This is a genomic window from Aristaeella lactis (genome assembly GCF_018118585.1).
GTDB classification, from domain to species: domain Bacteria; phylum Bacillota; class Clostridia; order Christensenellales; family Aristaeellaceae; genus Aristaeella; species Aristaeella lactis.
Genome location: NZ_CP069421.1, coordinates 2661600 through 2676366 on the forward strand (window position 1 = coordinate 2661600; position 14767 = coordinate 2676366).

Annotated in this window: 12 protein-coding genes; all 12 read left to right on the plus strand. The window is 41.1% G+C overall.

Features of this window, described 5'->3' with window-relative positions:
* Nucleotides 1–17: 17 nt before the first annotated feature.
* On the plus strand, nt 18–1019 hold the full coding sequence (locus JYE50_RS12195; RefSeq protein ID WP_084096288.1) for an NAD-dependent epimerase/dehydratase family protein: 1002 nt from the start codon (nt 18–20) through the stop codon (nt 1017–1019).
* Between the two features lie 2 nt (nt 1020–1021).
* Complete coding sequence (locus JYE50_RS12200; RefSeq protein WP_084096289.1) at nt 1022–1783, plus strand: DUF6564 domain-containing protein; 762 nt, start codon at nt 1022–1024, stop codon at nt 1781–1783.
* On the plus strand, nt 1783–2964 hold the full coding sequence (locus JYE50_RS12205; RefSeq protein WP_084096290.1) for a saccharopine dehydrogenase NADP-binding domain-containing protein: 1182 nt from the start codon (nt 1783–1785) through the stop codon (nt 2962–2964). The genes JYE50_RS12200 and JYE50_RS12205 overlap by 1 nt, the downstream gene beginning before the upstream one ends.
* A gap of 50 nt (nt 2965–3014) precedes the next feature.
* Entirely contained in the window at nt 3015–4136 is a 1122-nt protein-coding gene (gene aepY / locus JYE50_RS12210; protein WP_084096291.1) for a phosphonopyruvate decarboxylase, read from the plus strand.
* Between the two features lie 44 nt (nt 4137–4180).
* Nucleotides 4181–6421 carry an iron-containing alcohol dehydrogenase gene (locus tag JYE50_RS12215; RefSeq protein WP_084096292.1) on the plus strand — a complete coding sequence of 747 codons (2241 nt, stop codon included), beginning with the start codon at nt 4181–4183 and terminating at the stop codon, nt 6419–6421.
* Nucleotides 6422–6478: 57 nt separating this feature from the next.
* Entirely contained in the window at nt 6479–7372 is an 894-nt protein-coding gene (locus tag JYE50_RS12220) for a phosphocholine cytidylyltransferase family protein (RefSeq protein ID WP_084096293.1), read from the plus strand.
* 90 nt (nt 7373–7462) lie between these two features.
* Nucleotides 7463–8497, plus strand: a complete 1035-nt coding sequence (locus JYE50_RS12225) for an extracellular solute-binding protein (protein WP_179138370.1) — start codon at nt 7463–7465, stop codon at nt 8495–8497.
* 86 nt (nt 8498–8583) lie between these two features.
* The gene (locus JYE50_RS12230; protein ID WP_084096295.1) at nt 8584–9378 is read left to right on the plus strand and encodes an ABC transporter ATP-binding protein; all 795 of its coding nucleotides are present in this window, start codon (nt 8584–8586) and stop codon (nt 9376–9378) included.
* A complete protein-coding gene (locus tag JYE50_RS12235) occupies nt 9371–10948 on the plus strand; it encodes an ABC transporter permease (protein ID WP_084096296.1) in 1578 nt (525 codons plus the stop codon). Before JYE50_RS12230 ends, JYE50_RS12235 begins: the two co-directional genes overlap by 8 nt.
* 40 nt (nt 10949–10988) lie before the next feature.
* A complete protein-coding gene (locus tag JYE50_RS15580; RefSeq protein ID WP_084096297.1) occupies nt 10989–11180 on the plus strand; it encodes an NAD(P)-binding protein in 192 nt (63 codons plus the stop codon).
* A gap of 45 nt (nt 11181–11225) precedes the next feature.
* Nucleotides 11226–13379 (plus strand): glycosyltransferase-like membrane protein, encoded by a 2154-nt coding sequence (locus JYE50_RS12245; RefSeq protein WP_084096298.1) that lies wholly within the window; start codon nt 11226–11228, stop codon nt 13377–13379.
* Between the two features lie 31 nt (nt 13380–13410).
* A complete protein-coding gene (gene glf / locus JYE50_RS12250) occupies nt 13411–14538 on the plus strand; it encodes a UDP-galactopyranose mutase (RefSeq protein ID WP_084096299.1) in 1128 nt (375 codons plus the stop codon).
* Nucleotides 14539–14767 lie beyond the last annotated feature (229 nt).

Genomic DNA, 14767 nt, shown 5'->3' on the forward strand with positions numbered 1-14767 from the left:
GGAAGGAGAACAGAAAAATGAAACTGTATGTAATTAGTGGTGTAACAGGGATGACAGGTAATGAACTTGTGCGTCAGATTCTGGTGGATGGATCCAAGGATAAGGTGATCGGTTTTGATAATTTCTATGCATCCTCAATTGAGACGGTCAGTGACCATATTGATGACGAGCGGTTTATATTTTTTGAATATGATCTGAACAATAAACAGCAGATGGCGGAGATTGAAAAGATTGTAAAAGCACAGAAGAGCCAATATGATGAAGTAATTTATATCAATTGTGCTGCTGTTGTTCATACTGAACATTTCTATCATGTTTATGAAACCTTTGAGACCAACGTTGAAGGAATGAACGCATTTCTTCAGCAGGCCATCCGAGTCGGAGCACATAAATTTATCAACTGTTCGACTTCGGAGGTTTATTCCATGAATTCCTGGAATGAAGACGGCGGTGTGAAAGAAAACGATTATCTTACCATGGCAGTTGCAGAACATAGCCAGAGGACCAGTTATGCTACAGGTAAACTGTTGACAGAGTTTTTCATCAAAGATGCGGTGGATACCGGAAAGATTCTGGGCTGCTCTATCCGCTTTGCAAATGTTTATAGCCGGAATGAAAGATTTCCCAAACATATTATTCCTTTCATTATTAACAGCTTTAAAAATGAAGGGAAAGTAGTTCTGCTTGAAAACAGCAGAAAGAACCGCAGGACTTTTCTAAATAATTATGATAGCTGTAGTGCCGTCCTTGCTCTGGCAGGAACGAACAGTGCATTGGACGGGACAGTTTATAATGTGGCTACGGATGAGGAGATTTCCATTATTGATCTGGCACGGCTGTGTGCAAAGAAGATGGGAATAGAAAATCCGAAGATTGAATTCAGCGGTTATCGGGAATCTGATCCGGAAAGAAGGTTGCTGTCTACCAGGAAGATTCGTGAGAGAACGGGCTGGAAACCTCAGGTTGATCTGGAGAAGGGTCTGAATGAATGCATTGAAAACTATCTGGCGGAGAACTGATTATGAGAGCAGCAATTATTACTGTGGCCGGAATATCCAGCAGATTCAATGAAGGAATTCCCGAAGAGCAGAAAATACTTAAGGCAATCTATAATGAACATAATCCACAAGACACACTTTTGGTTCACTTGATTGAAAAATGTGCTTTTGCTGATCGGATCATTATTGTTGGAGGATATATGTTTGATCAGCTGCAAAGCTTTGTATCTGTGAATCTGCAGAAAAGCTTTCCGCAGCTTGTTCTCGTCCGGAATGATCACTATGCGGATCTTGCTTCCGGTTATAGCCTTTATCTTGGAATTAACAAAGCGTTGGATCTTGGTGCAGATGAGCTGCTTTTTGTAGAAGGTGATCTGGATATCGATGACGAGTCCTTTAAAAAGATTGTGGATGCAGAACATACAGTATTAACGTACACAACTGAACCGATTTATGCTAACAAGGCAGTTGTTTTGTATAAAAATGAGGAGGATCGTTTTCAGTATGCATTCAACAGTGTCCATGGGTTGCTGCGTATTGATAATGCCTTTTCCTGTATTTTAAACTCTGGCCAAGCCTGGAAATTTGATAATATGGAAGCGCTTAAAAAAGCCAATGAATTGTTTTTCAGCATGAAAAAAGATGGCACAAATCTATGGATTATTCAGCAATACATAGACAGCGTGCCTTCGGATACTATCAGCTTGGTTAAGCTGGAAAGATGGACTAACTGTAATACCAGAGAAGATTACAATAAAATCTTGGAAGGCTGGAGGAAAAAATAATGAAGGCATTGCAGACAAGGCTGGCAACGGTTGAGAGAAATATCAAAAGCCAGGCTATAACCGTGATGATTATTGGACTGGGAAGCGTTGGTACATATTTGCTGGATTATCTTGTGGGAAGCAACGATGAAGCTATCAGAGTAGTTGTTGTCGGACGGAACCGTGACAAAATGGAGCAGAACGTGAATATAGTTCGGGTTGCTGCTCTGATTCGTGGTCGGAACAAAACAAGAGTTGATATCCAGGATGGTGTGGATCTTGAGGATATTGCTTCTATTCAGGCAGCCATAGAAAAGCAAAAGCCGGATTTTATTGTGAATTCAAGCCGAGCTTATCCGGGATTGAAATACGGAAGTATCAGCTGGACCAATGTACGTGCTTACGGAATCTGGACGCCTCTTTCTATCCGCTTTACGAAAAATGTTATGGAAGCCTGCAATAAAGCAGACTCTGATGCTATTGTAATCAATACATCATATTCTGATGCTGTTATTCCATGGTTGAAAAGCGCGGGTAAAGCATATCCGGACTTTGGTTCCGGGAATCTGAATCATCTGATCCCTCGTATTAAATTTGCCGCAGCCCAAATGCTTGATGTGAAGGACTTCTGGAATATAGATGTTGCTTTTGCTGCAGGCCATTTCCATGATGTATGTATCAGCAAGGAAGGCCAGACGGAGGGGGTGGAGTTGCCGCTGAAGATTTATTACCACGGAGAAGAAAAGACATTGGATCATCAGCAGATCTACAGCCGCTGTAAAATTCCGATGCCTGTAGATGCACAGCGGAACATGATGAACGCCTCGAGTAATTACCGGATTATTGATGCAATCATATCAGCCATCCGCACCGGAAAAGAAGAGAGAATTTTTTCTCCTGGTGTCTTTGGTGAAATCGGTGGTTATCCTGTATTGATTGGTTGCCGGGATGGAAAGACAGATGCCTGGATAGATGAATCTGTCTTCACATTTGATGAAATGAACAGAGCCAACAGAGCATCCATGTTTTTGGATGGCGTGGAAGATGTCAGGGATGGAACACTTTTTTATACAGAACAATTGATTGCCAAAGCCAAAAAGGCTTTCGGAGTGGAACTTCCCAAAAAAGTCGCATTTGAGGATATTGAGGATGTTGCCAGATTTATTATTGAAAGGATTATAAAACCACAGTTGGGGCAATAATATCTGAATGAATTCAAAACACTAGAAAGTCTGGGAGTTGGAAGAATAATATGAACGTTGATAAATTGATTAAAATTATTGGTTCTGATTTCTATACCGGTGTTCCGGACAGCCAGCTCAAAGCACTGTGCAATTATCTGATGGCAACCTATGGTATAGATCCAAAGCATCATATCATTGCCGCAAATGAGGGCAACTGTACTGCACTGGCGGCCGGATATCATCTGGCGACCGGAAAAGTTTCGGTTGTCTATATGCAGAATTCCGGAGAGGGTAATATCATCAATCCGGTGGCAAGTTTGCTGAACGACAAGGTATACGCTATTCCTGTGGTTTTTATTGTGGGCTGGCGCGGCGAACCCGGAATTCATGATGAACCGCAGCATATTTATCAGGGCGAAGTAACGGTCAAGCTCCTGGAGGATATGGATATTGCTACCTTCATCATTGGGAAGGATACCACGGATGAAGAAGTGGAGGAGGCAATGGAAAGCTTCAGGGCCGTTCTGGCAACCGGCAAGGATGTTGCTTTTGTAATTCGGAAGGGTGCTCTGACGAATGCACCTAAAGTGGAATACAAAAACAACAATACCATGGTGCGAGAGAAGATTATCCAGCATATTGTTAAGGCGAGCGGAGAAGATCCGATTGTCAGCACTACGGGCAAAGCCAGTCGGGAATTGTTTGAAACGAGAGTAGCGAACGGACAGAGCCATAAATATGATTTCCTGACGGTTGGTTCCATGGGCCATAGTTCCTCTATTGCATTGGGAGTAGCTATCAACAAGCCGGAACAGAAGATCTGGTGTGTGGACGGTGACGGCGCTGTATTGATGCATATGGGTGCTATGGCAGTCATGGGGGTAAACAAACCGAAGAATCTTGTGCATGTGGTCATCAATAATGGTGCCCATGAAACTGTCGGAGGAATGCCCACAGTGGCAGGCAGTGTTGACCTGGTGGGTATTGCGAAGGCCTGCGGTTATCCGTATGCTGTAAGGGTGGATAGTTTTGAAAAGCTTGATAAAGAACTGCAAGCAGCAAAAGAACGCAATGAACTAAGCATGATTGAAGTAGCCTGCTCTATCGGGGCAAGAGAGGATCTGGGAAGGCCGACAACAACAGCACGGGAAAATAAGCAGAACTTTATGACTTATTTATCCACTTTGTAAATCATAATAAGTAGAGTAAAAGAAAATATAAGCGAGGTTTGGCAATGAAAGCGTTGATTCTGAATTCAGGCATGGGAACACGAATGGGTGTTCTTGCTTCAGAACATCCGAAATGTATGACCGAAATCTCTCCTCAGGAAACTTTACTCAGCAGACAGCTCAATCAATTATATGAGGCGGGAATACGTGAAGTAGTTATGACAACCGGCCGGTTTGAGCAGGTTCTGGTAAACTATTGTGAGTCTTTGGATTTGCCGATTAATATTATCTATTGCAATAATCCCCGTTTCGCAGATACCAATTATATCTATTCGATCTATCTGGCAAGGGAATATCTGGATGATGATATTCTGCTTATGCATGGAGATCTGGTAGTTGACAGCGAGATTCTGGAAAATATTCTGGCCAATAAAGGAAGCTGTATGGCCGTTAGTTCAACAGTTGCGCTTCCGGAAAAGGATTTCAAGGCTGTTATAAAAAACGGTAAAATAACGAAAGTTGGTATTGAGTTTTATAATGACGCTGAGGCTGCTCAGCCTTTATACAAACTGGACAGAAAGGATTGGCAGATTTGGCTGGATAAGATAATTGAATACTGTGAATCAGGAAATACATCCTGTTATGCTGAAAATGCCTTCAATGAGGTGTCTGAGAACTGCTGCATTTATCCTTATGATTGCAAGGACATGCTCTGCGGTGAGGTGGATACAGCGGAAGATCTGGCAGTGATGAAAAATCGTCTGCAGGAAATTAAAAACCGCAGCGTATATATGTGTTTCGCCACCGATATTATTCATGCGGGTCATATGAGCCTGATCAAAAAGGCTCGTAAATTGGGAAAGCTAACGGTAGGTATTCTTTCAGATGAGGCTATATCCCAATACAGGCGGGCTTCTGTTCTTTCAGCAGAGGATCGTAAAGAAATGATGAGCAATATTGTCGGTGTCAGTCGGGTTGTGGATCAGGACACACTTTCATATAAGAAGAATCTTCTTAAGCTAAAACCAGACATTGTTGTGCACGGGGACGACTGGAAAACGGGATATCAGAAAGAAATCCGTGAGGAAGTAATTGCCATTCTGTCTACCTATGGCGGAAAACTTGTTGAGTATCCTTATACACATGATGAAAAATATGAGTTCATCGATCGTAAAATTGAAAATAGTCTTTATGCAAACCATCGTGTTTTGGAAGCATCGCCGAATTATGCAGAACTGGACGGATATATCCGCGGTAAAGAATTACATAAAATTATGCTGGTTCATGGTGCTTCTCTGAATCGTTTTCCTCTGAAAGAATACTTTTATCAACTACCTCACAGGCTTAACACACAAATCGTCTACTTCAGCGATTTCAAACCCAATCCCGCTTACGAATCTGTGGTTAACGGTGTTCGGCTTTTTAAGGAATCAGGCTGTGACGGCATTATTGCTATTGGCGGCGGAAGCGCAATGGATGTTGCCAAATGCATTAAACTGTTTGCTAACATGAAGGATGACGAGGATTTTCTGGACCAGAAAATTGTGCCCAATGAGATTCCGCTGATTGCCATTCCTACAACAGCTGGAACGGGTTCAGAGGCGACGAGATTTGCGGTTGTTTACCGGAAAGGAGAAAAACTTTCCATTACGGATTCAAGTTGTATTCCTGCTTTGACTTTATTTGATGTATCTTTGCTTGATTCCCTGCCATTGTATCAGAGAAAGGCTACCATGATGGATGCGCTCTGTCATGCGATTGAAAGCAGCTGGTCTATAAACAGTACAGAAGAAAGCAGTAAATATGCTCACTCCGCGATTGAACTTGTGATTAAGTATAAAGATGCTTATCTAAACAATGAAAAGCAAGGCAATCGCGGGATGATGGAGGCAGCTTATCTGGCGGGTAAAGCCATCAATATTTCCCAGACTACCAGTGCTCATGCCATGAGTTATAAACTTACCAGTCTTTTCGGATTAGCGCACGGACATGCTGTGGCTATTTGCCTTAGGAAGATTTTCCCTTATATGCTGAAGCATCTGGATAAAACAGTTGATCCACGAGGAAAAGGTTATCTCAGGGATGTTTTTCAGCAGATATCGGAATGCCTTGGATGTCGGAATCCCGAAGAAGGCGCTTTGTATTTGGAAAACATGATAAACGCGTTGGAGTTTGATATTCCAGAGCCTACTGAGGAACAGTACCGGATTCTGGCACATTCGGTAAATGTAATCAGACTGAAAAACAATCCTGTGGAGTTGTCTGTTGAAGATATTGATGAACTATATCATCAGATTCTTCGTTGACATAGCAAGTATAAACCAGAAAAAAAGAAGATAGATTAATGGGAAGCAGGAGATAAGATGGCTTTATCCAGAATACAGTTTGATATATTAGAAACCATGGCGAGAGAACGTAAACCATTCTCGTCTGCAGAGATGATAAGCACATCACATTCAGAAAAAGAGATTGCAGACGCTTTACGGGAATTAGATGAAAAAGGTTACGTGAGCAATGGCGCTATCACAAACAGTGGTATTTCAGCTTTGGAACCGTACAAGGTAAAGCGGGCAATTTTTCTGGCAGCTGGCTTTGGCACCAGAATGATTCCCATAACTTTTAATACACCGAAACCGTTGGTCAGAGTTCACGGAATTCGTATCATAGATCGTCTGATTGATGCTTGTCTTGCTGCGGATATTCAGGATATATATATTGTCAGAGGTTATCTTGGAGAGACTTTTGATCAGCTGCTTTATAAGTATCCTATGATTAAGTTTATTGAGAATCCTATGTATAATGAGGCAAACAACATCAGTTCCGCTCTTGTAGCCAGATATCTCATTCCCAATGCTTATGTGTTGGAGGCGGATATGTTACTTTCGAATCCGGCGGTCATTAAAAAGTATCATTACACCTCTAATTATCTTGGGATCAAAAAGCCTTTTTCAGACGATTGGGTTGTTCGTGCAAAGAATGGAATTATTTACGAAGAAACTGTAAGCGCTGAAGGCGATGATGTTTATCAGATGGTGGGTTTTTCTTATTGGGATGAGAAAGACGGATACAGGCTGATACAGGATATTCAGGATGTTTTTCAATCTCCCGGAGGCAAGGATCGATATTGGGAACAGGTGCCATTAGTATTCAGAAAGGATCATTATCAGGTCGAAGTTCGAGAATGTAAAGAGGAAGATATTGTTGAGATTGATACCTTTAATGAACTGAAAACAATCGACAAGACATATGATGTATGATTTCCGGTATTGTCAGAAAGAATTGAATATGTTTTCTGTGCGGTAAGGATGGAAAGCATATGCAATATAAAACATTCGGAGGGAAAAACTATGAAAAAAGTTGTCACTATCTTGCTTGCACTTCTGACAGCACTCCTATTGATGTCCTGTTCTATGGCTGAAACAGCGGTTTCCGGTATAAAGTTTGAGCCCCCTGTCCAAGCAGACAATCTGGACACAAGCAGCAACAAAGTCGTTATTTATTCCGGCGCGGAGGAATACCGGAATGAATATTTCATGAAACGACTTACTGAAACATTTCCTGATTATGAAATCGTAATTGAGTATATGCCCACCGGCAACCTGGCAGCAAAGTTGGCTGCGGAAGGCACCGATACGGATATGGATATTTTCTACGATCTGGATTTCAGCTATGCCGGATTGGTTAAACAGTATCTTGCAGATGTTTCTGCCTATGATCAGTCCGTCTATGTGGATGATTGTAAAGTTGAGGACGCTCACTATCTGGCAGCAACCCGCAACGGAGGTGCTGTAATTGTCAATCCGAATGTGTTGGCAGAAAAGGGAATTGAAGAACCGACTTCATATGAGGATCTTCTGAAACCGGAGTTTAAAGGTCTTATTTCCATGCCAAGTCCCAAATCTTCCGGAACCGGATACATGTTTGTTAAAAACCTTGTCAATGCCTGGGGTGAAGAAAAAGCCTTTGAATATTTCGACAATCTCAATGAGAATATTCTTCAGTATACCTCTTCTGGTTCCGGCCCGGTGAATGCCCTTGTCCAGGGAGAAGCAGCCGTAGGACTCGGAATGACAGCTCAGGCTGTAACCGCCATTAATGACGGGGCTAATTTGAAGATACTGTTCTTCGAAGAAGGTTCACCTTATTCCTTATATGGATATGCCATTCCTGAAGGAAAACAGAACCGGAAAGCAGTTGTGGATGTGTTTGATTTCTTCTATTCCACGTTGGTGCTTGAAGATAAGGAGCTGTATTATCCTGAACAAGTCTTTGTAAATCAAGTGAATAATATAGCGAATTATCCGAAAAATATACCTTATGGTGATATGAATAACAATACCACGGAAGAAAAGAGCCGCTTGCTGGACAATTGGGAATACTAATCAGAAAATCAATAGACTAACAGGGAGGAAGGAGTATTCCTTCCTCCCTGAAAGCTTTAGAAAATCAAACAGATGGGAGCAGGAATATGGATAAACTTGAAATCAGGAATCTGTCAAAGACTTTTGATGGAACTGGTGTCCTGCATAATGTCAGCTTTACTGTGAAAGATGGAGAGTTTTTGTCTATTCTTGGTCCATCTGGCTGTGGTAAGACCACAATTCTGAGAATACTTATTGGATTGGAATCGGCAGATCAGGGCATTATACTGAAGGACGGTATCGATATAACCAATACTCCCTCAGCTTACCGAAAAATGGGTATCGTGTTTCAGAATTATGCATTATTCGAAAACATGACCGTGCTGGGAAATGTAGAATATGCCCTCCGAAAAAGTCCGTCAACAAAAGCTGAATATAACAATAAAGAGAAAGCAACTGCAAAAGCAAAAGAAATGCTTGAACTTGTAGGTTTAGCAGAACATCTTGAAAAGAAACCAAGACAGCTTTCGGGCGGGCAACAGCAAAGAGTGGCTATTGCACGGACACTCGCTTTAAACCCGGATGTAATTCTTTTTGATGAACCGATGTCTGCACTGGATGTAGATACCAGATTAGCCCTTCGCGGAGAGCTGAAAGATCTGCAGAAGAAATTTGGCAACACAATGATTTATATTACCCATGACCAGGAAGAGGCGTTTGCAATGTCTGACCGCATTATGGTCATGGATGCCGGTTATATTCATCAATTGGATACACCTCATAACATTATTGATTATCCGGCAGATGAATATGTCAAAAAGTTTGTAATTAAGAATATAAATACCAAGATTGATTCTTTGATTCAGTTTGCCAGGAAAAATGGAGGAGGACAAAATGCATAAAAAATGGACTCCTTCTACAGCTTTAAAGATTCTTCTTTGTATTTTTTGGCTTTTTGCAATTATATTGCCATTGATCAGGATGCTTTCCAATATGGCATCTGTTGATGTATGGGCTGTAATGACAACACGCAAGTTCGCTAAGGCATTGCGACAGTCTTTGATTGCATCCTCAACATCAACACTGATTTCCATTGCTCTTGCTGGATTGCTGGCATTTTGTGTTGCAAGGACTAATGTTCGACATAAAACATTTCTTAATACATTAATTACTGTACCAATGCTTATCCCATCTATTTCTCATGGTATGGGATTAATTATTATTCTGGGGACAAATGGGTGGCTTTCCAGATTATTAGGGATTCAAGGCGGTATTTACGGATTTTGGGGTATAGTATTAGGATCTGTGATGTATTCATTTCCTGTTGCGTACCTTATGTTATATGATATTTTACGATATGAAGATGGTACACCATATGAAGCGGCAATTGTTATGGGCCTTTCTCAGGTTGATAAATTCAAGGCCATCACATGGCCTTATCTAAGGAAACCGCTCATTTCTGTTGTGTTTGCAACATTTACGATGATCATAACCGACTATGGTGTACCACTGATGGTTGGTGGTAAATATATGACACTTCCTGTAATGATGTATCAGGATGTAATTGGCATGCTGGATTTCGGCAAGGGAAGTGTGATTGGCATGATCCTCCTCATACCGGCTTTGATTGCTTGCATCCTTGATATGATGAACAGAGATAAAGGAAACAGCGCATTTGTTGGGAAACCGTATGGAATCAAATCAAGTCAGATCAGGGATAATATTGCACGGGCAATTTGTTCTGTGGTTATTGTTCTTATGTTCCTTCCGATTGGTTCTTTCATTGTGTTGAGTTTTGTTGAAAAGTATCCTATCAGTATGTTTTTTTCGATGGACAATATGTATCAGGCCATTCATATGGGCGCTTTGAATTACCTGAGGAATTCATTGATCATTGCTTTAGTTGTTTCTGTGCTGGGAACAATGCTGGCTGTTTTTAATGGTTATATGACAGCAAGAAAGAAGACACGCCTTTCCTATATCTTACATCTGATATCTATAACATCTCTTGCCATTCCAGGTATTGTTCTTGGCCTTTCTTATGTAATGTTTTTTAAAGGAAGCTTTATATATGGTACTATGGCTATGCTTTTCCTTGTTAATTCCATGCACTTTTTTTCATCTCCCTATTTGATGGCTTATAATACTTTTGGAAAGATTAATGAGAATCTAGAGGATATAGGTTCTACTTTAGGAATCAGCACATGGAGTATTATAAAGGATGTATTATTACCTCAGGCACGAGGCACCATCCTGGAAATGATGAGTTATTTCTTTGTAAACTGTATGATGACCATATCGGCGGTTTCTTTTCTGTCTACTGTTGCCAATAAACCGCTTGCGTTGATGATTACACAGTTTGAGGGCCAAATGCAGCTGGAATGTGCGGCATTTGTCTCATTGGTTATTCTTGCAGTAAATGTGATCATGAAATATGTTGTGTACAGAGTGAAAAAGGTTGTTGTGGATTAAACAATACGTGATATTTCAGGCTTATGAATGGAGGCTTTTTATGTTCGATTATCTGATTGTCGGTGCTGGCCTTTATGGAGCTACAGTTGCCCGTGAATTAACTGATGCGGGGAATTCCGTCCTGGTGATTGATAAACGCCCGCAGATTGCTAATTTTATGGAATTGATAGCTGTTGATGATAGTTATGCACATTATCCGGGATACGAAGAATATACCGGCGGAAGACAATAAGTATGGTGCTTATACTGGCATATTGGAAGGAAGAAAAACTACATAATGGTTTCGGTTAACAGGTTTTATAAATCCCTTGTTTTTATTCTGTTGATTAGTTTTGTGTGTGTGTTCATTGGATCAATTGATATTTTAAGATCTCAAACCGTAGGAATGACCAATGATACAAATAGGGTGCTTCTGTGGGGTCTGGCTTTTCTGCTTGTTGGGTTATTATTCATTTGTAAGATTTATCGATGGCTGGACAAACAAACTGAAAAAGGCTGCTTTGTTTTTTCGCTGGTTGCTATGGGACTGACAGCAGGTATTCTGACAGCAGTTAGTTTCAGTGCTAGAGTCGTACAATTCAGTGATTCTTATGATGTGCTGGATACAGCGTTCTATCTCCGAAAGAACGTGGAGGCAACAGAGGATTTATTATACATTCCTTTTGTTGGCAGCTTTGGAAATAATTATCCCATAATCTTACTCGAAAGCTTTATAATCAAAATATTATTAAAGCTGGGAATTCGTAATTGCGTTGGAGTTATAACACATTTCAATGTTGTTCTCTTGTTTGCTGCGGTTGTACTGACCTGGTTTATAGTGAAGGACACTAAAGGTATAAGAGCGGCTGCAAAAACAGCGACTGTTTGTCTGCTGAATCCATATTTTTATCTGATCGTGAACTGGACATATTCAATGACATTCAGTTTACCGGTTATGATGGGATTATTATACGCGGCGATACGCCTGAAAAAAGAGAAAAAACGATCCATGGGAATTGTTCTGGCATTGACCGAGGGTTTGCTGTTGGGGGCAGGTTATTTGATTCGGCCAACAGCCGTTTTCCCGTTGATTGCAGCCGGACTGGTCTGGATACCTTCTTTTATTAAAAAGAAGATTAGTCGTGAAAGGGTTATTCAGATTCTTTGCGCTTTTCTGGCGATGGTCCTTGTTTTCCTGTTTGTCAATTATCAGATAAATAAACACTTCGGAAAGATTAAACATCTGAATCTTCCTTTGTCTTTCTGGCTTATGATGGGCTCTCATGGGGAAGGTATATGGGATGGCGAAGATCTGGAGGCTATGCTGGAGATTGAAGATAAGACAGACAAGAAACAATACGCACTGGAACAGACAAGAATGAACTATGAATCGCTGGGAATCGCTGGAATACTGAATTTATGGAACAAGAAGCAGATAACAACCTGGGCAGATGGCAGCTTTTTTATCAGAGAGCCATCTATGAGCGAAGGAAATGCGTTTTCTGAATATGTCCTGGGGTTTGGATCCAAAAATCAATTGACAATGGTAAACAGTCGCGCATATCGAATGCTGATGATTCTTGGAGTTTTGCTGGCTTGTATATTTATTTTATCCAGACGCAATGTGCCAGAGATAACATTAATCATGTTGATTACTATCTTTGGCGGTGTCATATTTCATTCAATCTGGGAAGCAAATGCAAGGTATTCTATTCCCTTTATGCTTCCTATGCTTGTTGCGATGGAGTTTGGAATCACAGAAGCGCAGGGATATGTTGAAAAACATATTATCATTAATAAAACACAAAGGCGAACTATGGGACTGGCTTTAATGTGTTTCCTTGCTGTTGTTTGTTCCAATTTGAATACTCTGCTACTTGAAGAAAGACCTGTCAATACTTATAGTGTGGTATCAACAGCAAATGTCCGGCTGTGTGATGCTATAGATCCATATGAAGCTCGTCAACTGGATCAGGATTTCTATGGAGAAAAGCCGTTTAATACCCTTTTCTTTAAAGCAGGATTACCCAAAGAAAAGACAAAAGATGAATGTTCGGGATATGATTTAAGCATCTGGAATGATGAAGGTGTGAGCTTGTTTTCCACTCATATAACTCCTGATCAGATTAATGGAAATGGCATAAAAGTATCTTTCGATACAATATCCGGTTATAATCATTATCATGTGAGACTATGCAAGACTGAACCGGAGAAGGAACCGATTCTTTTCTATACACATTACTCATATGGAGTGGATGAATACAGAGGAGTCTTGAGGGTTGATGAAGGTTCAGATTATCCTAATGATATAATGATGGATGTATATGATGCCGAAATAACAACAATTTACAATGATTCCATGAGGATTGCTTTGATAGCGTTAATACTCCTATTGGGTGTGATTATAGGTTTTGTACCAATCAAAAAGCATGATACGACATTGGTTTACTAATGTGCTAACTAAAGAAATGGAGGGTAAATAAATGTACAATTATCTGATCGTTGGCGCTGGTCTTTATGGAGCCACTGTTGCCCGGGAATTAACAGATGCTGGGAATTCTGTCCTTGTGATCGACAAGCGTTCTCATATTGCGGGAAACGTATATACCGAGAAGACGGAAGGTATTAATGTTCATATATACGGTGCACATATCTTCCATACAAACAATAAGCAGGTCTGGGATTATGTGAACCGGTTTTCCGTTTTCAACCGCTTTACCAACAGTCCTGTGGCGAATTACCACGGAGAACTGTACAGCCTGCCCTTCAATATGTATACCTTCAATAAAATGTGGGGCGTGGTGACGCCGGAGGAAGCTGCCGCGAAGATCGAAGAGCAGCGAAAGGAAGCAGGGATCACGGAACCGAAGAACCTGGAGGAGCAGGCTATCTCCCTGGTAGGAACAGATATCTATGAAAAGCTGATCAAGGGTTATACCCAGAAACAATGGGGGCGGCCGTGCACAGAGCTGCCGGCATTTATTATCAAACGGCTGCCGGTTCGCCTGACCTTCGATAACAACTACTTTAACGCGCTTTACCAGGGCATTCCGGTGGGCGGTTATACGAAGATGGTTGAAAATATGCTGAAGGGGATTGAAGTTCAGCTGAACGTTGACTATCTGGCAGACAAGGCAAAGTGGGACGGTGTGGCTGAAAAGGTGATCTATACCGGGCCTATTGATGCTTATTTCAAATACTGCCTCGGCAACCTGGAATACCGTTCTGTGCGGTTTGAAACGGAAGTGCTGGATAAGCCGAATTTCCAGGGAAATGCCGCGGTGAACTATACAGACGCGGAGACACCCTGGACCCGAATTATTGAACATAAATGGTTTGAGTTCGGGAAAGACGAAAACGGCAATGACCTGCCGAAAACTGTGATCAGCAGGGAGTACAGCTCTGAGTGGAAACTGGGAGATGAACCGTATTACCCGGTGAATGACGAGAAGAACGGCAATCTGTATCAGGAATATAAAAAGCTGGCGGATAAAGAAACGAATGTGGTATTTGGCGGCCGGTTGGGCGAATACAAGTATTACGATATGGATCAGGTGATTGCGGCGGCGCTTGACAAAACCCAGATTCTTTTACATTCATTTTTTTGTTAACTATATATTTTGAAAAAGTATGATGAAATAAAATGTCATACGAAAAAACTATATGATGCATAATACGACTCAATTTGAGCGTATATTATATCATCTCTTTTACTGTGCTTTCCTTCCGTAATAGAATATGATATATTGATATCATACAAATAGAGAAGGCGCAGAACACAAATGGGTCCTTTTCTTTTTGTTTCTGGCAGAAGCAATTAGAAAAAACATAGTTCTGGTT

What these genes read in the sequence shown, in the direction of transcription:
- JYE50_RS12195 (WP_084096288.1), top strand. Translation starts at nt 18, where the DNA reads ATGAAACTGTATGTAATTAGTGGTGTAACAGGGATGACAGGTAATGAA.
- JYE50_RS12200 (WP_084096289.1), top strand. Translation starts at nt 1,022, where the DNA reads ATGAGAGCAGCAATTATTACTGTGGCCGGAATATCCAGCAGATTCAAT.
- JYE50_RS12205 (WP_084096290.1), top strand. Translation starts at nt 1,783, where the DNA reads ATGAAGGCATTGCAGACAAGGCTGGCAACGGTTGAGAGAAATATCAAA.
- aepY (WP_084096291.1), top strand. Translation starts at nt 3,015, where the DNA reads ATGAACGTTGATAAATTGATTAAAATTATTGGTTCTGATTTCTATACC.
- JYE50_RS12215 (WP_084096292.1), top strand. Translation starts at nt 4,181, where the DNA reads ATGAAAGCGTTGATTCTGAATTCAGGCATGGGAACACGAATGGGTGTT.
- JYE50_RS12220 (WP_084096293.1), top strand. Translation starts at nt 6,479, where the DNA reads ATGGCTTTATCCAGAATACAGTTTGATATATTAGAAACCATGGCGAGA.
- JYE50_RS12225 (WP_179138370.1), top strand. Translation starts at nt 7,463, where the DNA reads ATGAAAAAAGTTGTCACTATCTTGCTTGCACTTCTGACAGCACTCCTA.
- JYE50_RS12230 (WP_084096295.1), top strand. Translation starts at nt 8,584, where the DNA reads ATGGATAAACTTGAAATCAGGAATCTGTCAAAGACTTTTGATGGAACT.
- JYE50_RS12235 (WP_084096296.1), top strand. Translation starts at nt 9,371, where the DNA reads ATGCATAAAAAATGGACTCCTTCTACAGCTTTAAAGATTCTTCTTTGT.
- JYE50_RS15580 (WP_084096297.1), top strand. Translation starts at nt 10,989, where the DNA reads ATGTTCGATTATCTGATTGTCGGTGCTGGCCTTTATGGAGCTACAGTT.
- JYE50_RS12245 (WP_084096298.1), top strand. Translation starts at nt 11,226, where the DNA reads ATGGTTTCGGTTAACAGGTTTTATAAATCCCTTGTTTTTATTCTGTTG.
- glf (WP_084096299.1), top strand. Translation starts at nt 13,411, where the DNA reads ATGTACAATTATCTGATCGTTGGCGCTGGTCTTTATGGAGCCACTGTT.